This window comes from Streptomyces sp. NPDC001985, assembly GCF_040296845.1.
Classification (GTDB): domain Bacteria; phylum Actinomycetota; class Actinomycetes; order Streptomycetales; family Streptomycetaceae; genus Streptomyces.
The window spans coordinates 16,117-37,860 of record NZ_JBEOYB010000072.1 but is presented as its reverse complement, the minus strand read 5'-3'; the positions used below and the strand labels follow the sequence as shown (position 1 = coordinate 37,860).

Sequence of the window (21,744 nt, the reverse complement as noted above, 5' to 3'; positions counted from 1 at the left end):
CTCACCGGTGCCGACCACGGGCCCTTCCGCGGACACCGCGGCGAAGTAGTGGAACTCCCGCTCCGGGATGCGGTTCACGGCCGGTCACCGCCGTCCGCCAAGTCGCGGAGCAGAGTCTCCAGCGCCCGTTCGAACCGGAGCTGCCGCAGACCCTCCGCGAGTTCAGCGCGCCACCGGTCGGCATAGTCGGGATCGCTCTCCAGCCGGCGCAGCTCGGCAACGAGCCGGCGGTGCTCACGACCCCGCGGAGTCAGTGCCCACACCAGCCGGGGGAAGCAGACCCGTAACCAGACTTCTACGGCCCCGACCGCCAGGGCGAGCCGCTCACACACATAGTTCACGGCAACCGCCGGTGCGAGTGTTTCTCGTTGACCTCACGCACCCGTTCTCGCAGGGCTCGGAGTACGGAAGAGTCCCCCTCCTTCGCACACTGCGGCGGCTCTTCATTCGGCTTTCGCAAGGCTGGAGTATCGGACGGGTCGCGATCTTTTGGCACGTCGCCTCACTTGCCCATTGTTTGGCTAAGTGACGAAGAGCCTACGCAGAGGAACTCTGCCCGTCTGTGGCACTCCTGTCATCGTGTACGACGAAGTGCCCCACAGCGTCAACTACAGAGGTAGCCGGACCACGTCCGCCATCGTTCGCATCTCGTCAGTCAGGGTTCGGCGACCCTTGATGATCTTTCCGAGAATGTCGCGTGCGTACCGCTGGTTGGGCAGCCATTCCGGGCTGCCGCCCCTGATCTCTTCGAGTTTCTCGAACGCCTCGGGGAAGCGCCGAGTTCCCGCGTAGGCGTTTGCCACATCGAGCATGTGGCGATTGCGGTTGCTAGTCGTGACAGATCTGAGCAAGAGGGGAGGAACGCCCTCCGCGAGGCGCAGAACTGTATCCGGCCGGCCGGCCACGCTCGCGTTCTCGGCAGCCTTCAGTTTGACCGTGAGCGGGCCGAAGGACCGCAAATTCTCGTTCTCCGGGGTGTGCTCGCGGCCCAGCGCCACGGCTGCTGCACGGGCGAGCCTGAGCGCATCGGCGGCCTGCCCGGTTTGGCCGTTCCGTACGGCTGCCGCAGATACCCGGAGCAGCAGCAAACCCCAGGTGCTCAGTTCCGTGGGCGTCGCACGGGACACGCGGGGCTCGACCTCGTCCGCCCACTTCACGGCCAGGTCGTACGCCGTATCAAGCCGCCCCTGCCGAAGCCGAAGCCAGCACAGCGTATTGACCGTGGCTGCGCCTTCCAAGCGGTCCCCCGCATCGTTCAGAGCGCGGAGAAGTGCTGTCTCTGCCGCATCGAACTGCCGCGTGTGGACCATGGCACCGCCCGCAAGCTGCAACAGGCGCACACGGGTTGTGCGCCCGTCATCCCCCAATGCCTCGGCATCCCGAAGCATGGGGCCCAACACCTTTGAGAGCGCGCTGAATTCGTGAGCGGCATAGAGGGGAAGCGCCTCTACCGCCAGGCTCGTGCGCACGCCTTCAACGGTCGGCCGTTCATCGTCTGAACCTGGAGTGGCGGGGGGCTGTTCGAGTGCGGCGCGTACAGCCTCCCAGCGCTGCTCGGTGCCTTCCCCGGGGCCCTCTTCGGCCGCATCACCCGCCAAGCGCATGGTGGGCACCCGCAGCGCCGTTGCGAGCTTGCGCAGTGTCTCCATTCTGGCGGTCTCGCGCTCGCCCTGTTCGAGCTTCCGAATGATCGACAGTGACACCCCTGATGCGGCAGAAAGACCCCGCTGTGTGAGACCCCGACGCTTCCGAACTTCCTTAATGTGCTTGCCTGAGTCGCTCATATCACGAGAGTACGCCCGGAGTTGGCGTCCCGTCCGCCTCCATCCCCGTGGGTGAGACGGACGGGGCTCACTGCTTCAGGCAGCGGGGTTGAGGGACAGCACGGCGCGGGCCCATGCGTCCGGGGCCCCCTCGGCGGGTGTGCGGTCGACCAGGACCACGGCCCAACTCCGCGATGCTCGGGGCCGTTCCACGGCGGGCCCGTAACCGGCGCACGGCTCCGCGGCGGACCAGGACCCGGGCGGGCTGGTGCAGGTCGCGGTCGCGTCCCGCTCGGTCCGGTGGGCAGCGAGGATGGTGTGCTGGACGTCGGCTCGCCCGCTCATGCGGCTGCCCTCGGGGCGCCGGACCGGTCGCTCGTGGCGTACACCGAATCCGCCCAGCGGGGACAGGAGGACCGCGGCGGCGCCACGGTCCTCCCCCTGCTCAGCACCTGCCATCTGCCACAGGCTGAAGCTCTCTCCCGAGCCGCTTCCGTAGCGATGATCACTCAGGCACGAGAGGGCACCCCGTGACGATTGCCGAAGCCCCCGACCGGTACACCTCCTCGTACAGCGACAACGGCGGCGCCCGCGTCGAAGTCGCCCTCAACCTCGCCGGACCGTCCGGAACCGTCCCCGTCCGGGACAGCAAGCGGGCGAACAGCCCGATGCTCGCCCGGTCCGCCGCGCTGTAGAACCGCTCAGCACTCCGAAGCCCCGCCCGGCAGAGCCTGGGCGGGGCTCTGTGGCCGTGTCACCGGGCCGCCACAGCGCCGTCCTGGAGCGGAGACTCCGGGAGCCCCTCGGCCGCAGCCGCCTGGCACTTCTCCCCGGCGGACGCCGTCCTCTCCCGGTGAACCCCGGGCCGCCGGTGGGCCGCACGGGGCGGGCCTCAGGCGGGGCCCGGCGGGAGCAGGCGTTCCACCAGGGTGGTGATCAGCTCGGCCGCGGTCTCCTGCGGGAACACGTCGGGCAGCGTCAGCCGCTCCACCACCAGCCAGTTCACGGCCAGATGGATCAGACGGACCGTGTCCGCGTCCCCGGGGAGGCCGGCGGCGAGGTGGCCCTCGGCGTTCGCGTCGAGGTCCGCCCGGACCCGGTCGGTCAGCAGTGCCCGCAGCGCCGGGCGGCGCGTGGCCTCCAGGCGGAGTTCCAGGAGGGCCAGATAGCCGGTGCGGAAGGTGGTCACCCGCTCCAGCACCTCCCGTACCATCCGCGCGGTCCGCTCCCGGCCGGCCGGGCCGCGCGACATCGCGGCGATGGTGGCGTCGTCCGGGCGCAGCCGTGCGTAGATGCGGGCGCCTGCCTGGTTGAGGAGGTCGTCGCGGTTGGCGAAGTAGTTGGACGCGGTGCCGTTCGGTACGGCGGCCTCCGTGTCCACGGCCCGGAAGGTCAGCCCTCGCGCGCCGTCGCGGGCGAGTACTTCGATGGCCGCGTCGACGAGCGCGGCGCGGCGGGCGAGGTTCTGCCGCATCGGACGGTCACCATCTCTCCGGGGGCGGCCACCCGTTCGGGCGGCCCGGAAACCACTATAGGCGGAGCACTACAGGGTGAGTGGTGTTGACTGGGGGCATGGACAACGACGGCCGGGACCCCTTCCACGCCCAGGACGCCTTCCGCGTGCTGCTGCACGCCCAGCGCGTCTGGGACATCGACCTCCCCTCCTTCGACCCGGACACCGCGCCGGCCACCCCGCTGCCCCTCTTCCACCAGTGGTTCGCGGAGGCCGTCGCCGCGGGGCAGCCCGAGCCGCACACGATGACGCTGGCCACCGCGGACGACACCGGCCACCCGGATGTACGCACCCTGATGCTGCACGACGCCGACCCCTGGGGCTGGCACTTCGCCTCCCACTCCACCAGCGCCAAGGGACGCCAGCTCCGGGCCCGCCCCGAGGCGGCCCTCGGCTTCTACTGGGCGGCGCAGGGCCGGCAGGTGCGGGTGCGGGGCGGGGTCGTCCTGCCGGGGCCGGCGGAGAGCAGCGCGGATCTGCACGCCCGCTCCACGGGGGCGCTGGCAGCGGCGCTCACCGGGCGGCAGAGCGAGGTCCTGGCCTCGCGGGAGGAGCTGGCGCACGCCTCGGCCGCCGCCTGGGAGCGGGCCGGACGGGACCCGGAGGCGCCCGTGCCGTCCTGGACGCGGTACGTGGTGGTGCCCCGGGAGGTCGAGTTCTTCCAGGGCGACGCCTGGCGCCGGCACATCCGGCTGCGCTACCGGCGCGAGGGGCCGGCCGAGGGGCCCGACGGGGGCTGGGCGCGGGAGCTGCTCTGGCCCTGAGCCGGGCGGAAGTACGGGATCGCGGGGCCGGCCGGGTCCTCCCGCCGGAAGGTCACCTCCAGGGCCATCCCGATCGCGAGCCCGGCCCCGCGGCCCGTGGTCCCGGCCCCGCACTCCGTGATCCCGGTCGTCATCCGCGGCCCCTCCGCGAGATCGACGACCGCCGCGACATACGGCACCCGATCCCCGAACGGGGGCACGTCGTTGCGGTGCACCACGGACCAGGTGTAGAGCGTGGCCCGGCCGCTCGCCGTCTCCCAGCCCACGTCCTCGCTCCAGCAGTACGGGCAGAACTCGCGCGGGTGGTGGTGGGCCCGCCCGCACCCCCGGCAGCGGCGCAGCAGCAGCCGCCCCTCCCCGGCCGCGTCCCAGAACGGGCGGGTGAAGTCGTCGATCTCGGGGCGGGAGGGGTCGGGGCGGGCGGGGTCCGGGCGGGCGGGGTCCGGGGCCATCAGAAGAGCCCGAGCGCGCTGTCGAGCGACCAGGTCTGCCAGGACAGGGCGAAGAGCGCGACCAGGGAGATCAGCGCCATCATCGCGTTCTGCCCCTGCTCGGCCCAGTCGTGGATCATGAGGATGAAGTAGAGGAGGTTGAGGACCAGTCCGCAGACGAGGGCCACGGGGGTGAGAACGCCCAGGACCAGACCGAGGCCCAGGGCGAGTTCGGCGTGGACGACGAGGTACGCCATCGCCCTCGGGCGGGGCTCCACCACCTTCCGGAAGCCGCCGCGGACCGCTGCCCAACGGTGCTTGCCGGCCACATCCGCCGCCCAGGCGATGCCGGTACCGCGCTCGAACCAGCCCTTCCTGTCCTTGTGCCGCCAGCTCTCCAGCCACCACAGCCCGAGCCCGATACGGAGAACGGCGAGCCACTCGGCGCCGGTGAGCCAGACACTGGCCATCCTGACCTCCCATGTTCACGCTGGGGCTATCTTTCTGACGGTACGTCAGTTCAGCGGATGCGCCACCACCGCGCAAGAGGTGGGGAGTTCCGGTCGGGAACTATCGGCAAGCGGTCAGGTGTGATCAATTCGGTACCGGTTTCCGCCTTGACCGAGCCTCATCAAGAGTTGGGGCCAGTACGCTCACGGCCCATGGACACAACAGACGACAGGCCCGTCCATGTCATCGGCGGCGGACCTGGCGGCCTGGCCGTGGCCGCCGCGCTCGGCAAGCTCGGGGTACGGGCCGTGGTGCTGGAGAAGTCCGACGCCGTGGGCGCCTCCTGGCGCGGCCACTACGACCGGCTCCGGCTGCACACCCCCCGGGGACTGTCGGGGCTGCCCGGTCTCGCGATGCCGCGATCCTTCGGGCGGTGGGTCGCGCGGGACGACGTGGTCCGCTATCTGGAGAAGTACGCCGAGTACCACGAGCTGGAGATCGTCACCGGCGTCGAGGTCACACGGATCGAACCGGCGGGCTCGGGGGACGACTGGCTGCTGCACGCCACGGGCGGGCGCCGGCTGACCGCGCGGGCGGTGGTGGTGGCGACCGGGTACAACCACACCCCGCGCGTACCGGAGTGGCCGGGGCGCGACACGTACCCGGGGGAGCTGCTGCACGCGCGCGACTACCGCGCCCCCGCGCCGTACCGGGACCGGGACGTCCTGGTGGTGGGCGCCGGGAACACGGGGGCGGAGATCGCGGTCGACCTGACGGAGGGCGGGGCGGCCCGGGTGCGGCTGGCGGTGCGCACACCGCCGCACATCCTCCGACCGTCCACGGCCGGCTGGCCCTCCCAGCGCACCGGCATCCTGGTCCGCCGGCTGCCCGTGCCCCTGGTGGACCGGGCGAGCGGGCTGCTCACCAGGATGGTGATGCCGGATCTGACGGAGTACGGGCTGCCGCGCCCCGAGCGGGGTCTCTACACGGGCCACAAGGCCGGAGCCACGCCGGTGCAGGACGTGGGTCTGATCGCCGCCGTGCGGGCGGGGAAGGTGGAGCCGGTGGCGGCACTGGAGGCGTTCGAGGCGGGGGAGGCGGTGCTGGCGGACGGGAGCCGGATCGCTCCGGACGCGGTGATCGCGGCGACGGGGTACCGGCAGGGGTTGGAGGGGCTGGTGGGGGAGCTGGGGGTGCTGGATGGGAGGGGGAGGCCGGTGGTGCGGGGTGGGAGGGCTGTGGCGGGGGCGCCCGGGCTGTACTTCACCGGGTTCACCAATCCGATCAGCGGGATGCTGAGGGAGCTGGCCCTGGACGCCCCCCGGATCGCCCGCGCGATCGCCCGCACCACCCGCAGCCCCTCCCCCTGACTCCGCCGCTCCCTGCGCGATGCGTGGCTCGGCCGCCCCGGGGCGCGGGTCCGTCCTCAATCGCCGGACGGGCTGACACGCACCGGCTCGGGCACCCCTGGCACAGGGTCCATCCTCAAACGCCGGACCGGCTGAACCACCCGGCCCCGCCGGGGTTTGAGCCGCGCCCCTCCGGCCGGGCCGCACCACCCTCAGCCCCGCTGGGGGCACCTCCCAGAGGCAGCTCTGGGGGAGATTGAGGCGCGGCCCCGGGGCACGGGCGGTCCGCGTCCCCGTCGGGGGGCGGGGGGTGCGGGGGCTCCGCGGGGAAATCGGGCGGGAGGCGTGGGGCATCTTCCTGACTGGGAGTCAGCTCGCTAATCTGACTATGCGTCAGCTACGTCGCAGCGAGCAGGAGCGGGGCTCAGCAATGCTTGGATCGACCCACGGCACCCTCACCTCCGACCTCCGCGCACGCATCGTCGCCTGCGGAGAACACCCCCGTGACGCCATCCACGACACCGCATCGGTCACCGCGACCGACGGCGACCTGGACGTCAGCGGACGGCCCCTGTACGCCCCCGTCCCCGATCTCGACCGGTTCTTCCGGCCCCGGTCCGTCGCCGTCGTCGGGGCTTCCGACACCGCCGGGCGGCCCGGCACCGGCATCACCCGGCAGCTCGTCGACTGGGCCGAGCGCGTCGGCGCGCGGCTGCACCCCGTGCACCCCACCCGGGGCGAGGTCTTCGGGCGCCCGTGCGCGCGCTCCCTGGCCGAGCTTCCCGAGCGGGTGGATCTCGCGGTGCTGCTGGTCGGCGACCCGCTCCCGCTGATCGGCGAACTCGCCGAGGCGAAGATCGCCTTCGCGGTCGCCTTCGCCTCCGGGTACGCCGAGACCGGCCCGGCCGGCGCCGAGGCGCAGGCCCGGCTGGCCGCCGCCGTCGCGGAGTCCGGGGTGCGGCTGCTGGGCCCCAACACCAACCTCAACGCCTTCGAGCGGTTCCGCGAGGACCTCGAAGGACCCGCCATCGCGCTGATCACCCAGTCCGGGCACCAGGGCCGCCCGGTCCTCGCCCTCCAGGAGCTGGGCATCCGCCTCTCCCACTGGGCGCCCACCGGCAACGAGGCGGATCTGGAGACCGCCGACTTCATCGCGTACTTCTCCGAACGGCCCGAGGTCGGGGCCATCGCCTGCTACGTCGAGGGGCTCAAGGACGGACGCGCCTTTCTGCTCGCCGCCGACCGCGCGGCCCGGCGCGGCGTGCCGGTGGTCGCGGTCAAGGTCGGCCGCACCGAGACCGGCGCGCGGACCGCCGCCTCCCACACCGGGAAGCTCACCGGCGCCGATCAGGTCGTGGACGCGGCGATGCGGCAGTACGGGGTGATCCGCGTGGACGGCCTCGACGAACTCCAGGACACCTCCGCCCTACTGGCCCGCGCCCGCAGGCCGCGGGCGGACGGCGTCGTCGTCTACTCCATCTCCGGCGGCACCGGCGCCCACTTCGCCGATCTCGCCAGCGCCGCCGGGCTGACGCTGCCACCGCTCTCGCAGGCCCGGCAGGACGAGCTGCACCAGTGGATACCGGAGTATCTGAGCGTCGCCAACCCCGTCGACAACGGCGGCCACCCGGTGGGCGACTGGCGCGGCCGGAAGATCATCGACGCGATCCTGGCGGACCCCGGCGTGGGCGTGCTGATCTGCCCCATCACCGGCCCCTTCCCGCCGATGAGCGACCGGCTCGCCCAGGACCTCGTCGACGCGGCCGAGGCCACCGACAAGCTGGTGTGCGTGGTGTGGGGGTCGCCCGTCGGCACCGAGGCGGCGTACCGCGAGACGCTGCTCGGCTCCTCCCGGGTCGCCACCTTCCGCACCTTCGCCAACTGCGTCACCGCCGTGCGCTCCTTCCTCGGACACCACCGCTTCACCCGGGCGTACCGGTCGCCCTTCGACGAGGCGCCGCGCACCCTCTCGCCCTCCTTCCGCAAGGCGGAGGCCCTGCTCCAGCCCGGGGTGCGGCTCAGCGAGCACGCCGCCAAGCAGCTGCTGCGCGCGTACGGCATCCGGGTGCCGCGCGAGCAGTTGGTGACCAGCGCGGCGGCGGCGGTGCGCGCCGCCGCGCTGATCGGCTACCCCGTGGTGATGAAGGCGTCCGGGGCCCAACTCGCCCACAAGTCCGAACTCGGCCTGGTGCGGATCGGTCTCACCTCCGCCAGCCAGGTCCGGGACGCCTACCGCGAGCTGACCGCGACCGCCCGCCACGAGGGCATCGAGCTGGACGGCATCCTGGTCTGCCAGCTCGTGGGGCGCGGGGTGGAGATGGTGGTGGGCGTCACCCAGGACCCGCTGTTCGGTCCGACGGTGACGGCCGGGTTCGGCGGGGTGCTCGTGGAGGTGCTCCGGGACTCGGCGGTACGCGTTCCCCCGTTCGGCGAGGGGCAGGCGCGGGCGATGCTGGACGAGCTGCGCGGCCGGGCCCTGCTGGACGGGGTGCGGGGCGGCCCGCCGATGGATGTGGACGCCCTGGTGGAGGTGGTGCTGCGGGTCCAGCGGATGGCGCTGGAACTGGGCGGCAGCCTCAGCGAGCTGGACATCAACCCGCTGGTGGTGCTGGAGCGCGGACAGGGCGCGGTGGCGCTGGACGCGCTGGCGGTGTGCCGGTGAGCGCGGACGGCTCCGGCTGCGGGGTGGTGGAGCGTACCGAGAACGCCGTTCTCTGGATCACCCTCGACCGGCCGGAGGTGATGAACGCCGTCACCGGTGAGCAGCGGGAGCGGATCATCTCGCTGCTCGACGGCGCGTCGGGCGACCCGGATGTCCGGGCGGTGGTGCTCACCGCCACCGGCCGGGGCTTCTGCGCGGGCGCCGATCTGCGCGGGGCCTCCGCCGCGCCGCCCGGGGAGCGGATCGCGGGCGGGGTGGCACGGGTGATCCGGCGCGGGGCGCAGCGGCTGATCGCGGCCGTACTGGACTGTGAGAAGCCGGTGATCGCGGCGGTCAACGGGACGGCGGCGGGGATCGGGGCGCATCTCGCCCTGGCCTGCGATCTGGTGATCGCGGCGGAGGAGGCCCGGTTCATCGAGGTGTTCGTGCGGCGGGGGCTGGTGCCGGACGGCGGCGGGGCGTATCTGCTGCCCCGGCTGATCGGGCCGCAGCGGGCCAAGGAGCTGATGTTCTTCGGCGACTCCCTCCCGGCCGCCGACGCCGAGCGGCTGGGTCTGGTGAACCGGGTGGTGCCCGGGGACGCGCTGGAGCGGACGGCCCGGGAGTGGGCGGAGCGGCTCGCCCGGGGGCCGACGCGGACGCTGGCGCTGACCAAGCAGTTGGTCAACGCGTCGCTGGAGACGGACCGGGCGGGGGCGTTCGCCGCGGAGGCGGCGGCGCAGGAGATCACGATGACGACGGCGGACGCGGCGGAGGGCGTGACGAGCTTCCTGGAGCGCCGCCCCCCGGTCTACCGGGGCCGCTAGGGAGTTTCTTTCGGATCAGGCCGGATCGGTGAGCGGGGTCCGGTGCCGTGGATCGCGAGCCCGGCACGATCCGAAAGAGACGACCCAGCGGGCCCCGGGCCCCGGCGGGGGTCGTCCCGGCGCCGCAAGGCACCACAAGACACCACAAGACACCACAGACACCGCACCCCGAGCCACCCCGAGGCTCCGCACCGCACCCCGAGCCACCCCGAGGCACCGCGCCGCACCCCGAGGCACCGCGCCGCGCCGCCCGGCCGGGTCCGCGACCGTCGCGGCGGGACTCCCGCGGCCCCTGGGGCCGAGAGTGCGCCCCGGACGGTTTCCGGACGGGCGGAGGGGTTCCCATCTGACGAACCGTCAGTTCCAATGGAGGGGTGATGGGACACGCGGCCATGGCCGCCACCGCCGTCCGCCATCTCCGGTCCGCCGGAGCCGCCACCACCGCCGCCGCGCCCCACGAGGCGCCGCCCCGGCCCGCCCTGCGCGCCGTCGGGGAGAGCGAGCGGCCACCGGTCGACCCGGCGGAGTTCCGCCGGGTCCTCGGGTCGTTCCCCACCGGGGTCACCGTCATCACCGCGCACGACGGCGCGGGCCCGGCCGGCTTCGCCTGCCAGTCCTTCTCGTCGCTCTCGCTCGACCCGCCCCTGGTGGTCTTCATGGTCGCCCGCACCTCGACCACCTGGCCGCGCATCGCCCGTGCCGGGAGCTTCTGCGCCCATGTGCTCGGCGAGGAGCAGGGCGCGCTGTGCCGGGCCTTCGCGGTGAGCGGCGGCGACAAGTTCGCCGGTGTCGCGCACACCCCGGGCCCGGTCACGGGCGCGCCCCGGCTCGGCTCCGTACCGGCGTGGGTGGAGTGCACGGTCCAGGCCGTGCACACCGGCGGCGACCATCTGATCGTCGTCGGGCGGATCGAGGCGCTGGGCGCGGACGACGACCGGCCCCCGCTGGTCTTCCACCGGGGCCGGTTCCGGCGGCTCGGCCCCTGATCAGCGGTGGCCGTCCACCCGGGCGAGCACCTCGTCGGCCAGCGCGGCCGTGGGGCGGGCGCCGTCGAGGACGACCGTCTCCGGGGGGAGGACCGCGAGCGCCGCCGTACTGCGCGGGATCTGCGCCTTGGTCCACTCCGTCACCCTGGCCTCGCGCTCCGGATCACCGGGGTGGTGGACACGGGCGTCGAGCCGGCGGACCAGCTCGTCGGGCTCGACCCGGAGGAAGAAGTGGTGCACCGCCACCCCCTCGGCCCGCAGACCGCCGTGGATCTCCGCCAGACAGCCGGGGTCGAGCAGCGTCATCGGCGCGATGACGGGCCGCTGGAAGTCCTGGACGAGGCCGAGCGCCAGCGAGACCACCTGGCGGCGCCAGAGCGGCAGGTCCTGGAAGTCGCCGGTGGGCGGCTTCACGATCTCCGACAGCAGATAGCCCACCTGCTCGGGATCGAAGAACAGGGACTCGGGCCGGCGCCGGTGGAGCTCCTCCGCCAGGGTGGTCTTGCCGCCCCCGAAGGCGCCGTTCAGCCAGACGATCACGGAACTCTCCTCATGTTCGGGTGACTTCACCCTCGCACAGCGGGCGCGCCTCCCCGGCCCGGCCCGGTGCGGCCGGCACCGGGCGGGTGATCACCAGGGCCATCAGCGCCGCCATCGCGCAGAGCGCCCCGGAGGCGTACCAGACCACGTCGTACGAGCCGAACACATCGCGCGCCACCCCGCCCGCGAAGGCCACCACGGCCGCGCCGACCTGGTGCGACGCGAGGACCCAGCCGAAGACGATGGCGCTGTCGTCGCCGTAGTGCTCACGGCAGAGGGCGATCGTCGGCGGGACGGTGGCGACCCAGTCCAGTCCGTAGAAGACGATGAAGAAGACCATCGGGAGCTGGACAGTGGGCGCGAGGAGCATCGGGAGGAAGAGCAGGCTCACCCCGCGCAGGGCGTAGTACACGGCGAGGAGTCTGCGGGCGTCGAACCGGTCGGTGAACCAGCCCGACGCGATGGTGCCGACGATGTCGAAGACACCGATCACCGCGAGCAGCGAGGCCGCCGCCGTGACCGGCATGCCGTGGTCGTGGGCGGCGGGCACGAAGTGGGTCTTCACCAGGCCGTTGGTGGAGGCGCCGCAGATCGCGAAGGTGCCCGCGAGCAGCCAGAACGGACCGGTGCGCGCGGCCCGGAAGAGGACCGTCACCGCGCGGCGGGCCGCGCCCGGGACCGGCGGGGGCCTGGGAGTGAACTCCTTCGCGCCATAGGCCGCGAGACCGGTGTCGGCGGGGTGGTCGCGCAGCAGCAGCCAGACGAAGGGGACCACCGCCAGCGCGGCGAGCGCGACCGTGATCGCGGCGGGGCGCCAGCCGTGCCGCTCCACCAGCCAGGAGAGCAGGGGCAGGAAGACGAGCTGGCCGGAGGCGCCGGCGGCGGTGAGGATGCCGGTGACCAGGCCGCGCCGCTTCACGAACCAGCGGTTGGTGACGGTCGCGGCGAAGGCCAGCGCCATGGAGCCGCTGCCGAGCCCGACGAGGACCCCCCAGTACAGAACCATCTGCCAGGGCGCGGTCATGACCGTGGTCAGCGCCGAGCCGGCCGCGATGACCAGCAGGGCGGCGGCGACGACCCGGCGGATGCCGAAGCGGTCCATCAGGGCGGCGGCGAACGGCGCGGTCAGCCCGTACAGCGCGAGATTGACCGAGACGGCGAAGCCGATCGTGCCGCGCAACCAGTCGAACTTGTGGTAGATGTTTGGGGCACCGCGCACGCAGGAACAAGGGGGGCCACCACAGATGGATGTCACCGTCTACGTACGACTCAGCCTCGATCAGCACGGCGACGAGCTGGGCGTGAAGCGGCAGGAGGAAGAGTGTCGGGTGTTCACCGCCGCCCGTGGCTGGACCGTACGGGAAGTGATCGCGGACAACGACGTCAGCGCCACCTCGGGCAAGGTACGCCCGGGGTTCGAGCGGCTCTTGGTGTCCAAGCCCGATGCGATCCTCTGCTGGCACACTGACAGGCTCGTACGCAAGACCGAAGACCTGTTGCGGGTGATCGCGCTCGGCGTGAACGTCCACGCCATCCACGCCGGACACCTGGACCTCGCGACTCCGGCCGGTCGGGCCACGGCCAAGACGGTCACGGCGTGGGCGGAGTACGAGGGCGAGCAGAAGGCGCTGCGGCAGAAGGCGTCGAACCTTCAGGCGGCCAAGAACGGCACTCCGCACAAAACAGGCTTGCGGCCGTTCGGATACGCCGACGACTACGTGACCGTGGTCGAGGCCGAGGCGGAAGCGATCCGCAAGGGTGCCGAGATGGTTCTTCAGGGCGAGACCCTGTCGGCTGTCGCTCGCTTCTGGACCGACCTCGGTCTACTCGCTCCCCGCTCGTCGTCCGGCACGGCGAAGGGCGAGGCGAAGGGGTGGGGTGTGGGCGGGGTGAAGAAGGTGCTCATCTCCCCTCGGTACATCGCTCAGGCCACTTACCACGGCGAAGTGGTGGGCGTGGGCCAGTGGCCCACGATCCTGGACGAGGCGACTCACTACGGCCTCGTGTCGGCACTGACGAACCCCAAGCGGTTCACGGGCGGTGCACGTACCGGCTCGGTCCCTCAGACCCTGCTCGCCGGACTGGCTACCTGTGGGCGATGCGGGGAGACGGTACGAGGCGGCATGTACCGGGGCACCCCGGTCTACCGCTGTGGACAGAAGCACGTACGCGTGCCGCGAGAGTTGGCCGACAAGCGAGCCGGTAGTGCCGTCCTGGCGCGGATCGTCTTCCCCGACTTCCTGCCCTGGGTTCTCGCCGCTCGACAGGAGGAGGGAGACGACTCGGTCCACCTTCACCAGGAGGCGCAGGCCCTGCGTGAACGGCTCGACGGGTTGGCCGTGGCCTACGCCTCGGGGTCCATCTCCCTGTCGCAGATGACGGCCGGTACCGAGGCGATCCGGGCCAGGCTCAGCGAGATCGACGAGAAGCTGTCGGGTGTCACTGGCCTGCCCCCGATCGACCCTGTGTCGGGCATCGCCGGTCTGATTCAGGACTGGCCGGACACTCCGCTCCCCGTCCGTCGAGCGTGGGTCAAGTTCGTCACCACGATCACGATGCACCCCAACGGCTTCAGGAAGGCGGCGAAGATGACCGCGGACGACTACATGACCGTGGAGTGGAACCACACCGCCGACGAGCCCGACGAGTAGCCTGCCTCGTTCGACCAGCCCCGCTCTCACATGAGGGCGGGGCTTCGTCATGCCCCATCAGAAGGGCGGTGGCTCCTGCCATCCCGGATCGCGCTTGTCGGCCGAGCCGTCGTAGTCGAAGCCAACCGGCACGGGAGCTGCATACGCATCTCCGAACCAGCGTCGGCGCCGTTCCTCTTGCCTGACCTTGCCGAGGTCTACCAAGGACAGAGAAGGGGCCGAAGGCCCACCAAGGGAGCCTGTCCCTTCGTCTTGCTTCTGGGAGCCGCTTACGCGGCTCACCTGCGCCGGCTGCTTGTGTTCTTCGTCTTCGACCTGTCGGCCCCCTCCGGGGGGCCGCACATCGCCTACCGGCTTGCTCTTCGCCGCTGGCTCCTTGCTCTTACCGCCGTCGCTCTTGGAGGTATGTAGGTTGTATGGCTCCTCAGCCATACCCCCCTGCGTCGGCAAGGTGAGCCGGTAGATCACCGGACCATCCGGAACCTTGCCCGTCTTCGTGAGCCAGCCAGCCCTGCGCAGCTTGCCAACGATCTTGTTGACCGTCTGCTCCGGGGCCTTCCCTCCGTAGCCGAGTTCCCTGGCGATCGTCCCGTTCGAGGGGCAGACGTTCTCGCCCGTCTCGTAATCCGCGTACAACGCCATGGCGACGCCGACCAACTTCTCTGCGTGCTTCATGTCGGAGCGCACCAGCGCACGCCGCCATACGTGTTCCTGGATCTCGGTCGCCCCTTCTCCGAAGCCTCAAAAGGACTCCAAAACCTACAGCCCTACAAGGACAAAATGCCTGGTCATTACCTGTGAGGCGCCTCTCAAGCGTCTTGCCCGCAGCGCGGCAGAGCTGATGACGTTGTCCTCCACCCTTCAGGCGGACGGCATCCAACTGGAACTCCTGTCCGGTCCCCTTCAGGGCGTGTACGACCCGAACGGGGCGGGTGCCATCGTGTTCGCCGTGCTCGCCGTCAGTGCAGAGGTGGAGCGGGAAGGCATACGGGAGAAGACGTTGGAAGGGCTGGAGGCTGCGGCCCGCAAGGGCAACATGGGTGGGCGGCCGTCGGTAGTGGATGACGACAAGCTCGCCGTAGCCCGTGCCCGGCACGCCAAGGGAGACAGCGTCACAGCCATCGCCAAGGCCATGGGAATCGGCCGCGCCACGTTGTACCGCCACCTTGGAGAGAGCGCCTGAGACAGGCGCACACGGACGCGACTGGCCCTCGGCATTCGCCGGGGGCCGCTGTCGTGTGCGGACCTACCTGGCGGGACAGGGCAGGTCGGGAGCAGCGCGGTTCGGCGTGCACGTCACAAGGGCGACAGAGTGGAAGACAGTGCCCTTGAGGTAGTGGCCGAGGGCCACGTCCCCTCCCCACGCCAGCCGCTCGACTGCACCCTTCACCAGGAGGGCCAGTCTGGTCACCTCCCGATCCTGCTCGGAGGAGAACCGGGGAGCGAACTCTGCGAGCTGAAGGCCCAGCCATTCGCCGGCTTCCTTGGGTTCCTCCCATGTCCCTCGGATCATCGAGGGCGGTTTCATGAGCCAGTGCGCCGTCTGGATCGGGGGCACGTCGGTGGTCGGGAACACGGCCACGGCTTCTCGGTACCGGTCATGTACCTCCATCTCGCTGCTCGCGGTCGGGGCCTGTCCGGCCGGTCTGCGGATGCTCTCCTTGTCGAACGTCTTCTTCTCCCCCACCCATGCGTAACCGTGGTGGTGCACCGCTGCTCCGTTCCGAGAGATGACGACGGCCCCGCCCGTCGGCGTGAGGGCGGGGCCGTCAGTTCAGGTGGTGCTGTGGATCAGGCGGAGAGGTCGAAGCGGGCGGGGTTGATGCCCGCCGCGTCCAGCTCGGCCGTGGTGAAGCGCAGCGGCTCGGCGTCTGGGCGCTTGCTGTCGCCCATGGCCCACGCGTCCGGCCCGATCTTCGCGAGGGTCACGCACGCCTCGCCGTCCGGGTGGGTATTGCCGCCGCACGCCTTCGAGAACTCGGCTCCCTCGATGGGGAGCCCGTACAGGTCGGTCATCGTCGTGCCCTTCCTGATCTGCCGACGGCCCAGAGAGAGCCGTCCTCCGCCGGTAGTGGACGGAAGTCCTGAATGGGGCTCAGGGAGCGGAGGGCGCCCGCAGCGCCTCTGAGATCTGCTCGACCGCATCAGCCCGGATCATCCCGAGGTGGACTTAGGCCTGCCCGCTGTGCGTCACCACGGGTCGGACGCTGCTCCACGCGGACTCAGGAACTCCGAGTGCAGCCAGTGCCGCACGTATGGACTCCGTCGCGTCCGTCGCCTGAGCCCTGGCGTCCCTCCACGTCTGCATGTCCATCAGTGGCCGGTCCCGTGCATCCGGAGCAGGATGTTGCAGTCGGCGACCGTGGTGCTGTCGTGCTGCATCCCGGCTGCCTTCCGGAGCTGGCCGAGCCGCGCGCACTCGGGGCATCCGGGTACCGGACGGGGCGCAGGGCGCTCCTCCCGGAGCGGCAGCTCAACCGGTACTTCCTGCCATCGCGTGGGTTCTGTCCTCGTCACCGTCGCGCCCTCCCTGTCGCTTCCGAGGTCGATGAACAGACCGTAGGGAGCGGGGTTGTGAGGGGTCCACGCTGTTGCACGCGGTTGCACGGATTCACCCGAGGGCGGCGAGAGCCTTCGTGATCAGGGCGCGGGCTTCGGCTCCGCGCACGGCGGATCGGGACAGCTCGGAGAAGGCGCGAAGGTACGTACGGATCTCGCCGGGCGTGGTCAGGTTGATTTCTGCGGTGAGGGTCTCCACTGCCACCTGCTGATCGTCGAAGGCGTAGAAGGCTTCGAGCGGCCAGACGGTACGGCGGGCCCTTGCCGGGATGATGCCGAGGGATACGTTCTGCTGTCCCATCACCGAGAGCACGTGCTCAAGCTGGGCCGCCATCGCGGCGTCGTCGCTCACCCGGTAGTAGAGAACCGTCTCTTCGAGCACCAGGGCGAACCGATGGTCCCCTTCCCGGATCACGCGGGACCGCTGGGTCCGAGCCCGCACGGCGTCGGCCACGTCGTTGAGGGTTCCCTGGAAGGCCGTGATGGACCGTAGAAGTCCTGTCGCGTAGCCGGGAGTCTGGAGCATCCCCGGCATGACGTTCGACGCGTACACACGAAACGAGCGGGTGCGCTGGTACAGCGGGACGGTCTGCTCATGGACGCGCCGCATCCCGTCACGGTGGATCTGTCGCCACTCGACGTACATCGACTCCGCGTTGCGGGACGCAGCGATCAGATCGGCCGCGTGATCGTCGGCCCCGCAGGCAGCGCACCAGGCGCGGATGTCAGCGTCCGAGGGTGGTGTTTTGCCCCGCGCGATCCGGGACGACTTCGACTTGTGCCAGCCGCACCGAGCGGCCAGCTCATGCCCTGTCAGGCCAGCGTCTTGCATGAGCCCCTGCAAGCGGGCAGCCACAGCGGCTCGCGCCGCTTGGGCGCTGGAGAGCGGAGAGGAAGGCATGAGCTGACCGGTCAGGAATCAGACGGCGTACTTCTCGTGCGGGATGGCTCGCTCCCACACCGCTTCGAACGCCGACGCGCACAGCTCAACTGTGGCGGGCTCTTCCGTCTGGTCGGTGTGGACCCATCGGCCGACCCCATCGAAGACATTGAACTGGACAAGGCGGCCGTCGAACAACCAGAAGTCGTTGCCAGGCAGGGTGAGGTCCGAGGCGCTGCGACGGGGAAGCCAACGGATCTGCTCTCCGGCCGCCACGTTCGTGAAGGTGCCCGAGTGCTCGAAGGCGATGTACTCGCTGATGGGCTCCGAGACGATACGGGCACGGCGGATGACAACGCCCTTGGCGGTGACCTCTTGAACGAGGTCGAGCCAGGGGCGCCACCACGAAGCCCGGTCCTCCGGGTCGAGCCGGCGCCCTTGCTTCCATGCGGCGAAGCCTTCGATCTCGTTCTCGACGCCGTACGTGTCACGCATCTCAAGGTGCACGGCTGACTCCTGCACTGACCTGATGAGGTCAGAGAAGTCAGTCAGACTCTGCGACACGGAGCGCCTCCCTGAGAAGCGGGATCATCCGCTTCGGAACCCTGATCACCGACTCGTGCCCGGGGATCGGCACATCCCGCGAGCTCTCGCCCGTGGTCCGCTCGTCTGCCGTCCACCCCTGAATCACAAGATCCTTCGAATCCTGGTCCACCCACACAGCGGGTGATCCGTGATCTCCGGACTCGGGATCTTTACCGACGAACCGTAAGGCCATGGTGTCCCTCCCTGTCGAGCGCGTTGCGCCGGGTTGCACGTCCTCCACTCTGCCGGACCGCGCTGGTCAAGGGGGCCGGAACTGGAGTGTTCGGCAGGGGCGGAGCGGTACCGTCCAAACGGCGGTGCGGGAGTCGCCGAGATCTGATCAGCGGCTCTCGATGATCGTTCCCCCAAGCGTCACCACGCGAACTCATCGTGCAGCGGGTCGATCAGCAGCCCGGGGAGGGAGGCGAAGCCGGCGGCGCCGATGATCGTCACAAAGGTGACGGCGGCGACGGACCAGGCCCGGTGCATCCGCGATCGGGGGGTACGCGGGCGGGGTGCGGGGCGTGTCTCGGTCACGGGATTCAGCATCCGCCGGGCCGGCCCGTCCAACGACTGGCCCGGTGGACACCTTTCGATAGGATCGGGCCATGGCCGTCCCTCCCCTCCACCGGGTCGTCGTGCTGGCGCTCCCCGGGGTGATCACCTTTGAGCTGTCGATGCCCCACCGGCTCTTCGGCCGGGCGCGCTCCCCGGCGGGCGATCCCCTCTACACGGTCACCACCTGCACACCCACCCCCGGACGGGTCCCCACGGAGGAGGACTTCGCACTGTGTGTGGAGCGGGGGCCCGAGGCGCTGGCCGACGCGGACACGGTGATCGTCCCGGCCTCGTACCGGCCCTCGGTCCTCTTCGACGAGGGCCGGCTCCCCGACGGGCTCGCCGAGGTGTTCGGGCGGGTGCGGCCCGGCGCGCGGCTGGCGTCCATCTGCACCGGCGGTTTCTTCCTCGCGGCGGCCGGGTATCTGGACGGCCGCCGCGCCACCACCCACTGGGGCTGGGCCGAGCGCTTCCAGCGGCTCTTCCCGGCCGTGCGGGTCGATCCCGATGTGCTGTACGTCGACGACGGCGCGGTGCTGACCTCGGCGGGGGTCGCGGCCGGGATCGACCTCTGCCTCCATCTGATCCGCCGGGACCACGGCTCGGCCGTCGCCAACGACGTGGCCCGGCGCTGTCTCGTACCACCGCACCGGGAGGGCGGTCAGGCGCAGTTCATCCGCCGGCCCGTGCCCGAGGAGCAGTACCACACCACCTCCGCCGCCCGGGGCTGGGCGCTGGGGCGGCTGCACGAGCCGCTGCGGCTGCGGGATCTGGCGGAGCGGGAGTCGATGAGCGTACGGACCTTCACCCGCCGTTTCCGGGAGGAGGTGGGGGTGAGCCCGGGGCAGTGGCTCACCCAGCAGCGGGTGGAGCGGGCCCGGCAGCTCCTGGAGTCGACGGAGCTGTCGGTGGACCAGGTGGCGCGGGACGCCGGGTTCGGTACGGCGCAGTCGATGCGGCTCCACCTCCAGTCGGCGCTGGGGGTCCCGCCGACGGTCTACCGGCGCACCTTCCGGGCCGCCTCCCCCTGAGGCCCCGCTCCCCGGGGGCGGCTCCGCCGGAGGCCGGCGCCCCGCTAGAAGGTGAGCACCGCGCGCGCGACCCGGCCGCGGCGGGCGCCGTCGGCGGCCTTCGCGAAGTCCTCGACGGGGTGGACGGCGGTGACCAGTTCGTCCAGCAGCAGCTCGCCCCGCCGGTAGAGGTCCGCGTAGAGCGGGATGTCGTGCTGGGGGCGGGATGTGCCGTACCGGCAGCCGAGGATCGACTTGTCGAGGAACATCGCGGCGGGCGCGAAGGCCGCCTCCGCCGTGGGCGCGGTCATCCCCAGCAGGACCGCCTGGCCGCCCCGGTCGAGGAGGTCGACCGCCTGCCGGATGAGCGCGGTGCTCCCGACGCACTCGAAGACATGGTCCGCGCCGGCCGGCAGCGTCTCGCGCACCCCGCGCGCCGAGGTGAGGAACGCGGTCGCCCCGAAACGCCGGGCGGCCTCCTCCTTCGCCGGGTTGGAGTCGACGGCGACGATCACGGAGGCGCCCGCGATCCGGGCGCCCTGGAGCACATTGAGCCCGATGCCGCCGGCGCCGATGACGACGACGCTCTCGCCCCGGCCGACCCGCGCCCGGTTCAGCACCGCGCCCACGCCGGTGAGCACCCCGCACCCCATCACCGCCGCCGACGAGAGCGGGATGTCCGGCGGAATCCGTACCGCCTGGACCGCCCGGACGAGGGTGCGCTCCGCGAACGCGGAGCTGGCGGCGAACTGGAAGACCGGTTCACCACCCCGGCTGAACGGGCGGCCGGGGCGGCCGATCGCCTCGCGGCACAGGGTCGGGCGGCCCCGGTCGCAGTCCGCGCAGACACCGCAGTTGGCCAGGGTGGAGAGCACCACATGGTCGCCCGGCGCGACGTGCCCCACCCCCGGACCGACCGCCTCCACCACGCCCGCGCCCTCGTGCCCGAGCACCACCGGGACCGGGAACGGAATCGTGCCGTCGATCACCGAGAGATCGCTGTGACAGAGCCCGGCGGCGGCGATCGCGACCAGGACCTCGCCGGGGCCCGGGGCCCGTATCCCCAGATCGCCGACGACCCGGGCCCGTGTGCCGTCGAAGACAACACCTCTCATCGTGGCTCCCTCGGTAGGCCGAGTACCCGCTCGGCGATGATGGTGCGCTGGATCTCGTCCGAGCCGCCGTAGATGGTGTCGGCCCGGGTGAAGAGGAACAGCCGCTGGTCGGGGGAGAGTTCATAGGGCCGCTCACCGCTCCAGGCGTACGGCCCGGTGGCGGCGGCCGGTCCGCGCACGGCCACCGCCAGCTCCCCCAGCCGCTGGTGCCAGCCGCCCCAGAGGAGCTTGGCGACGCTGGGGGCGCCGGGGTCGCCCTCGGTGCCGAGGGTGCGCAGGGCGTTCCAGCGCATGGTGCGCAGCTCGGCCCACTGGCGCACCAGGCGCTCCCTGATCACCGGGTCGGCCGCGGCGCCGGTGGCGACGGCGGTGCGGACGACCTCGGCCAGCTCCTCCTCGAAACCGATCTGCTGGACGAGGGTGGAGACGCCGCGCTCCAGGGCGAGCAGGCCCATGGCGACGCGCCAGCCGTTGCCCTCGCCGCCCACGAGATGGGTCGCGAGGGCTCCGGCGCCGTCGAAGAAGACCTCGTTGAACTCGCTGGTGCCGGTGAGCTGGCGGATGGGGCGGACCTCGATCCTGCCGGGCTGGTCCATGGGGACGAGGAGGAAGGAGAGGCCGTGGTGGCGGGTGGAGCCGGGGTCGGTGCGGGCGAGGACGAAGCACCAGTCGGCGTCGTGGGCGAGGGAGGTCCAGGTCTTCTGGCCGCTGACGCGGTAGCCGGCGCGGTCGCGGACGGCGCGGGTGGTGAGGGCGGCGAGGTCGGAGCCGGCGCCGGGTTCGCTGTAGCCCTGGCACCAGAGTTCCTCGCCGCGGGCGACGGGAGGGAGGAAGCGGGACTTCTGGGCGGGGGTGCCGAAGCGGATGAGGGTGGGGGCGAGGAGGTGTTCGCCGATGTGGCCGAGGCGGGTGGGGGCGCGGCTGCGGGAGTACTCCTCGGCCCAGGTGATCTGTTGGGGGAGGGTGGCGGTGCGGTTGCCCCAGCCGGACTCGGGCCAGCCGAGGCCGATCCATCCGTCGCGCCCGAGCGCCCGCTCCCACGCGCGCCCGCCGGCCCGCGCCCCCTGCTGATGGCTTCGCAGCCACTGCCGCGCTTCTGCCCGGAAGGTGTCTTCCCCCATC

At 71.6% G+C, this 21,744-nt stretch carries 24 protein-coding genes and 1 pseudogene; 9 read left to right on the top strand and 16 right to left on the bottom strand.

The window, feature by feature from the left end:
• Positions 1-74: 74 nt before the first annotated feature.
• From ABT122_RS27015 to ABT122_RS33675, 3 genes are all read right to left on the bottom strand, one after another.
• The gene (locus ABT122_RS27015) at positions 75-341 is read right to left on the bottom strand and encodes a hypothetical protein (RefSeq protein ID WP_351557500.1); all 267 of its coding nucleotides are present in this window, start codon (positions 339-341) and stop codon (positions 75-77) included.
• A gap of 267 nt (positions 342-608) precedes the next feature.
• Positions 609-1,784: a helix-turn-helix domain-containing protein gene (locus ABT122_RS27010; protein WP_351557498.1), complete on the bottom strand. Its 1,176-nt coding sequence runs from the start codon at positions 1,782-1,784 to the stop codon at positions 609-611.
• 75 nt (positions 1,785-1,859) lie between these two features.
• Positions 1,860-2,222, bottom strand: coding sequence for a hypothetical protein (locus tag ABT122_RS33675; protein WP_502976209.1), 363 nt, complete (start codon positions 2,220-2,222; stop codon positions 1,860-1,862).
• A 71-nt stretch (positions 2,223-2,293) separates the two neighbouring features.
• Between ABT122_RS33675 and ABT122_RS27000 the strand changes: the two genes are divergently transcribed.
• Positions 2,294-2,458 carry a DUF397 domain-containing protein gene (locus ABT122_RS27000; RefSeq protein WP_451068482.1) on the top strand — a complete coding sequence of 55 codons (165 nt, stop codon included), beginning with the start codon at positions 2,294-2,296 and terminating at the stop codon, positions 2,456-2,458.
• A 197-nt stretch (positions 2,459-2,655) separates the two neighbouring features.
• Here the strand turns inward: ABT122_RS27000 and ABT122_RS26995 are convergent, their stop codons facing one another.
• Entirely contained in the window at positions 2,656-3,237 is a 582-nt protein-coding gene (locus ABT122_RS26995; protein ID WP_351557496.1) for a TetR/AcrR family transcriptional regulator, read from the bottom strand.
• 98 nt (positions 3,238-3,335) lie between these two features.
• Between ABT122_RS26995 and ABT122_RS26990 the strand changes: the two genes are divergently transcribed.
• On the top strand, positions 3,336-4,040 hold the full coding sequence (locus ABT122_RS26990) for a pyridoxine/pyridoxamine 5'-phosphate oxidase (RefSeq protein WP_351557493.1): 705 nt from the start codon (positions 3,336-3,338) through the stop codon (positions 4,038-4,040).
• On the opposite strand, the gene ABT122_RS26985 is transcribed toward ABT122_RS26990, so the two are convergent.
• On the bottom strand, positions 3,974-4,492 hold the full coding sequence (locus tag ABT122_RS26985) for a Zn-ribbon domain-containing OB-fold protein (RefSeq protein WP_351557490.1): 519 nt from the start codon (positions 4,490-4,492) through the stop codon (positions 3,974-3,976). The two genes, ABT122_RS26990 and ABT122_RS26985, sit on opposite strands and share 67 nt — an antisense overlap.
• Entirely contained in the window at positions 4,492-4,941 is a 450-nt protein-coding gene (locus tag ABT122_RS26980; protein WP_351557488.1) for a DoxX family protein, read from the bottom strand. The genes ABT122_RS26985 and ABT122_RS26980 overlap by 1 nt, the downstream gene beginning before the upstream one ends.
• A gap of 192 nt (positions 4,942-5,133) precedes the next feature.
• Here ABT122_RS26980 and ABT122_RS26975 point away from each other — a divergent pair, with 192 nt between their 5' ends.
• From ABT122_RS26975 to ABT122_RS26960, 4 genes are all read left to right on the top strand, one after another.
• Positions 5,134-6,291 carry a flavin-containing monooxygenase gene (locus tag ABT122_RS26975; protein WP_351557486.1) on the top strand — a complete coding sequence of 386 codons (1,158 nt, stop codon included), beginning with the start codon at positions 5,134-5,136 and terminating at the stop codon, positions 6,289-6,291.
• Positions 6,292-6,700: 409 nt separating this feature from the next.
• Positions 6,701-8,932 carry an acetate--CoA ligase family protein gene (locus ABT122_RS26970; RefSeq protein WP_351557484.1) on the top strand — a complete coding sequence of 744 codons (2,232 nt, stop codon included), beginning with the start codon at positions 6,701-6,703 and terminating at the stop codon, positions 8,930-8,932.
• The gene (locus ABT122_RS26965) at positions 8,923-9,738 is read left to right on the top strand and encodes an enoyl-CoA hydratase/isomerase family protein (RefSeq protein WP_451068487.1); all 816 of its coding nucleotides are present in this window, start codon (positions 8,923-8,925) and stop codon (positions 9,736-9,738) included. Before ABT122_RS26970 ends, ABT122_RS26965 begins: the two co-directional genes overlap by 10 nt.
• A 377-nt stretch (positions 9,739-10,115) precedes the next feature.
• Positions 10,116-10,724, top strand: coding sequence for a flavin reductase family protein (locus ABT122_RS26960; protein WP_351557478.1), 609 nt, complete (start codon positions 10,116-10,118; stop codon positions 10,722-10,724).
• Here the strand turns inward: ABT122_RS26960 and ABT122_RS26955 are convergent, their stop codons facing one another.
• Together ABT122_RS26955 and ABT122_RS26950 are read right to left on the bottom strand one after the other, a co-directional pair.
• Positions 10,725-11,264 (bottom strand): AAA family ATPase, encoded by a 540-nt coding sequence (locus tag ABT122_RS26955; RefSeq protein ID WP_351557475.1) that lies wholly within the window; start codon positions 11,262-11,264, stop codon positions 10,725-10,727.
• A gap of 10 nt (positions 11,265-11,274) precedes the next feature.
• Positions 11,275-12,483 carry an MFS transporter gene (locus ABT122_RS26950; RefSeq protein ID WP_351557472.1) on the bottom strand — a complete coding sequence of 403 codons (1,209 nt, stop codon included), beginning with the start codon at positions 12,481-12,483 and terminating at the stop codon, positions 11,275-11,277.
• Positions 12,484-12,508: 25 nt separating this feature from the next.
• Here ABT122_RS26950 and ABT122_RS26945 point away from each other — a divergent pair, with 25 nt between their 5' ends.
• The gene (locus ABT122_RS26945; protein ID WP_351557470.1) at positions 12,509-13,915 is read left to right on the top strand and encodes a recombinase family protein; all 1,407 of its coding nucleotides are present in this window, start codon (positions 12,509-12,511) and stop codon (positions 13,913-13,915) included.
• A 57-nt stretch (positions 13,916-13,972) separates the two neighbouring features.
• Here ABT122_RS26945 and ABT122_RS26940 read toward each other — a convergent pair whose 3' ends face one another.
• Positions 13,973-14,590: a helix-turn-helix domain-containing protein gene (locus tag ABT122_RS26940; RefSeq protein WP_351557467.1), complete on the bottom strand. Its 618-nt coding sequence runs from the start codon at positions 14,588-14,590 to the stop codon at positions 13,973-13,975.
• On the opposite strand from ABT122_RS26940, the gene ABT122_RS26935 reads away from it, so the two are divergent.
• Positions 14,589-15,098, top strand: a complete 510-nt coding sequence (locus tag ABT122_RS26935; RefSeq protein WP_351557465.1) for a recombinase family protein — start codon at positions 14,589-14,591, stop codon at positions 15,096-15,098. The two genes, ABT122_RS26940 and ABT122_RS26935, sit on opposite strands and share 2 nt — an antisense overlap.
• Before the next feature lie 63 nt (positions 15,099-15,161).
• Here the strand turns inward: ABT122_RS26935 and ABT122_RS26930 are convergent, their stop codons facing one another.
• The 5 genes and pseudogenes from ABT122_RS26930 to ABT122_RS26910 all read right to left on the bottom strand — a co-directional run.
• Positions 15,162-15,626 (bottom strand): hypothetical protein, encoded by a 465-nt coding sequence (locus tag ABT122_RS26930; protein WP_351557462.1) that lies wholly within the window; start codon positions 15,624-15,626, stop codon positions 15,162-15,164.
• Positions 15,627-15,706: 80 nt separating this feature from the next.
• Positions 15,707-15,931 carry a DUF397 domain-containing protein gene (locus tag ABT122_RS26925; protein ID WP_351557459.1) on the bottom strand — a complete coding sequence of 75 codons (225 nt, stop codon included), beginning with the start codon at positions 15,929-15,931 and terminating at the stop codon, positions 15,707-15,709.
• 595 nt (positions 15,932-16,526) lie between these two features.
• A complete protein-coding gene (locus tag ABT122_RS26920; protein ID WP_351557456.1) occupies positions 16,527-17,375 on the bottom strand; it encodes a helix-turn-helix domain-containing protein in 849 nt (282 codons plus the stop codon).
• Between the two features lie 18 nt (positions 17,376-17,393).
• A complete protein-coding gene (locus ABT122_RS26915) occupies positions 17,394-17,918 on the bottom strand; it encodes a DUF6879 family protein (protein ID WP_351557453.1) in 525 nt (174 codons plus the stop codon).
• A gap of 396 nt (positions 17,919-18,314) precedes the next feature.
• Positions 18,315-18,488, bottom strand: a pseudogene (locus ABT122_RS26910) (MFS transporter); the annotation flags it as partial.
• Positions 18,489-18,547: 59 nt separating this feature from the next.
• Between ABT122_RS26910 and ABT122_RS26905 the strand changes: the two are divergent.
• On the top strand, positions 18,548-19,528 hold the full coding sequence (locus ABT122_RS26905; protein ID WP_351557450.1) for a GlxA family transcriptional regulator: 981 nt from the start codon (positions 18,548-18,550) through the stop codon (positions 19,526-19,528).
• Positions 19,529-19,572: 44 nt separating this feature from the next.
• On the opposite strand, the gene ABT122_RS26900 is transcribed toward ABT122_RS26905, so the two are convergent.
• Positions 19,573-20,622, bottom strand: coding sequence for a Zn-dependent alcohol dehydrogenase (locus tag ABT122_RS26900; protein WP_351557448.1), 1,050 nt, complete (start codon positions 20,620-20,622; stop codon positions 19,573-19,575).
• Positions 20,619-21,743, bottom strand: a complete 1,125-nt coding sequence (locus ABT122_RS26895; RefSeq protein WP_351557445.1) for an acyl-CoA dehydrogenase family protein — start codon at positions 21,741-21,743, stop codon at positions 20,619-20,621. Before ABT122_RS26895 ends, ABT122_RS26900 begins: the two co-directional genes overlap by 4 nt.
• Between the last annotated feature and the right edge of the window lies 1 nt (position 21,744).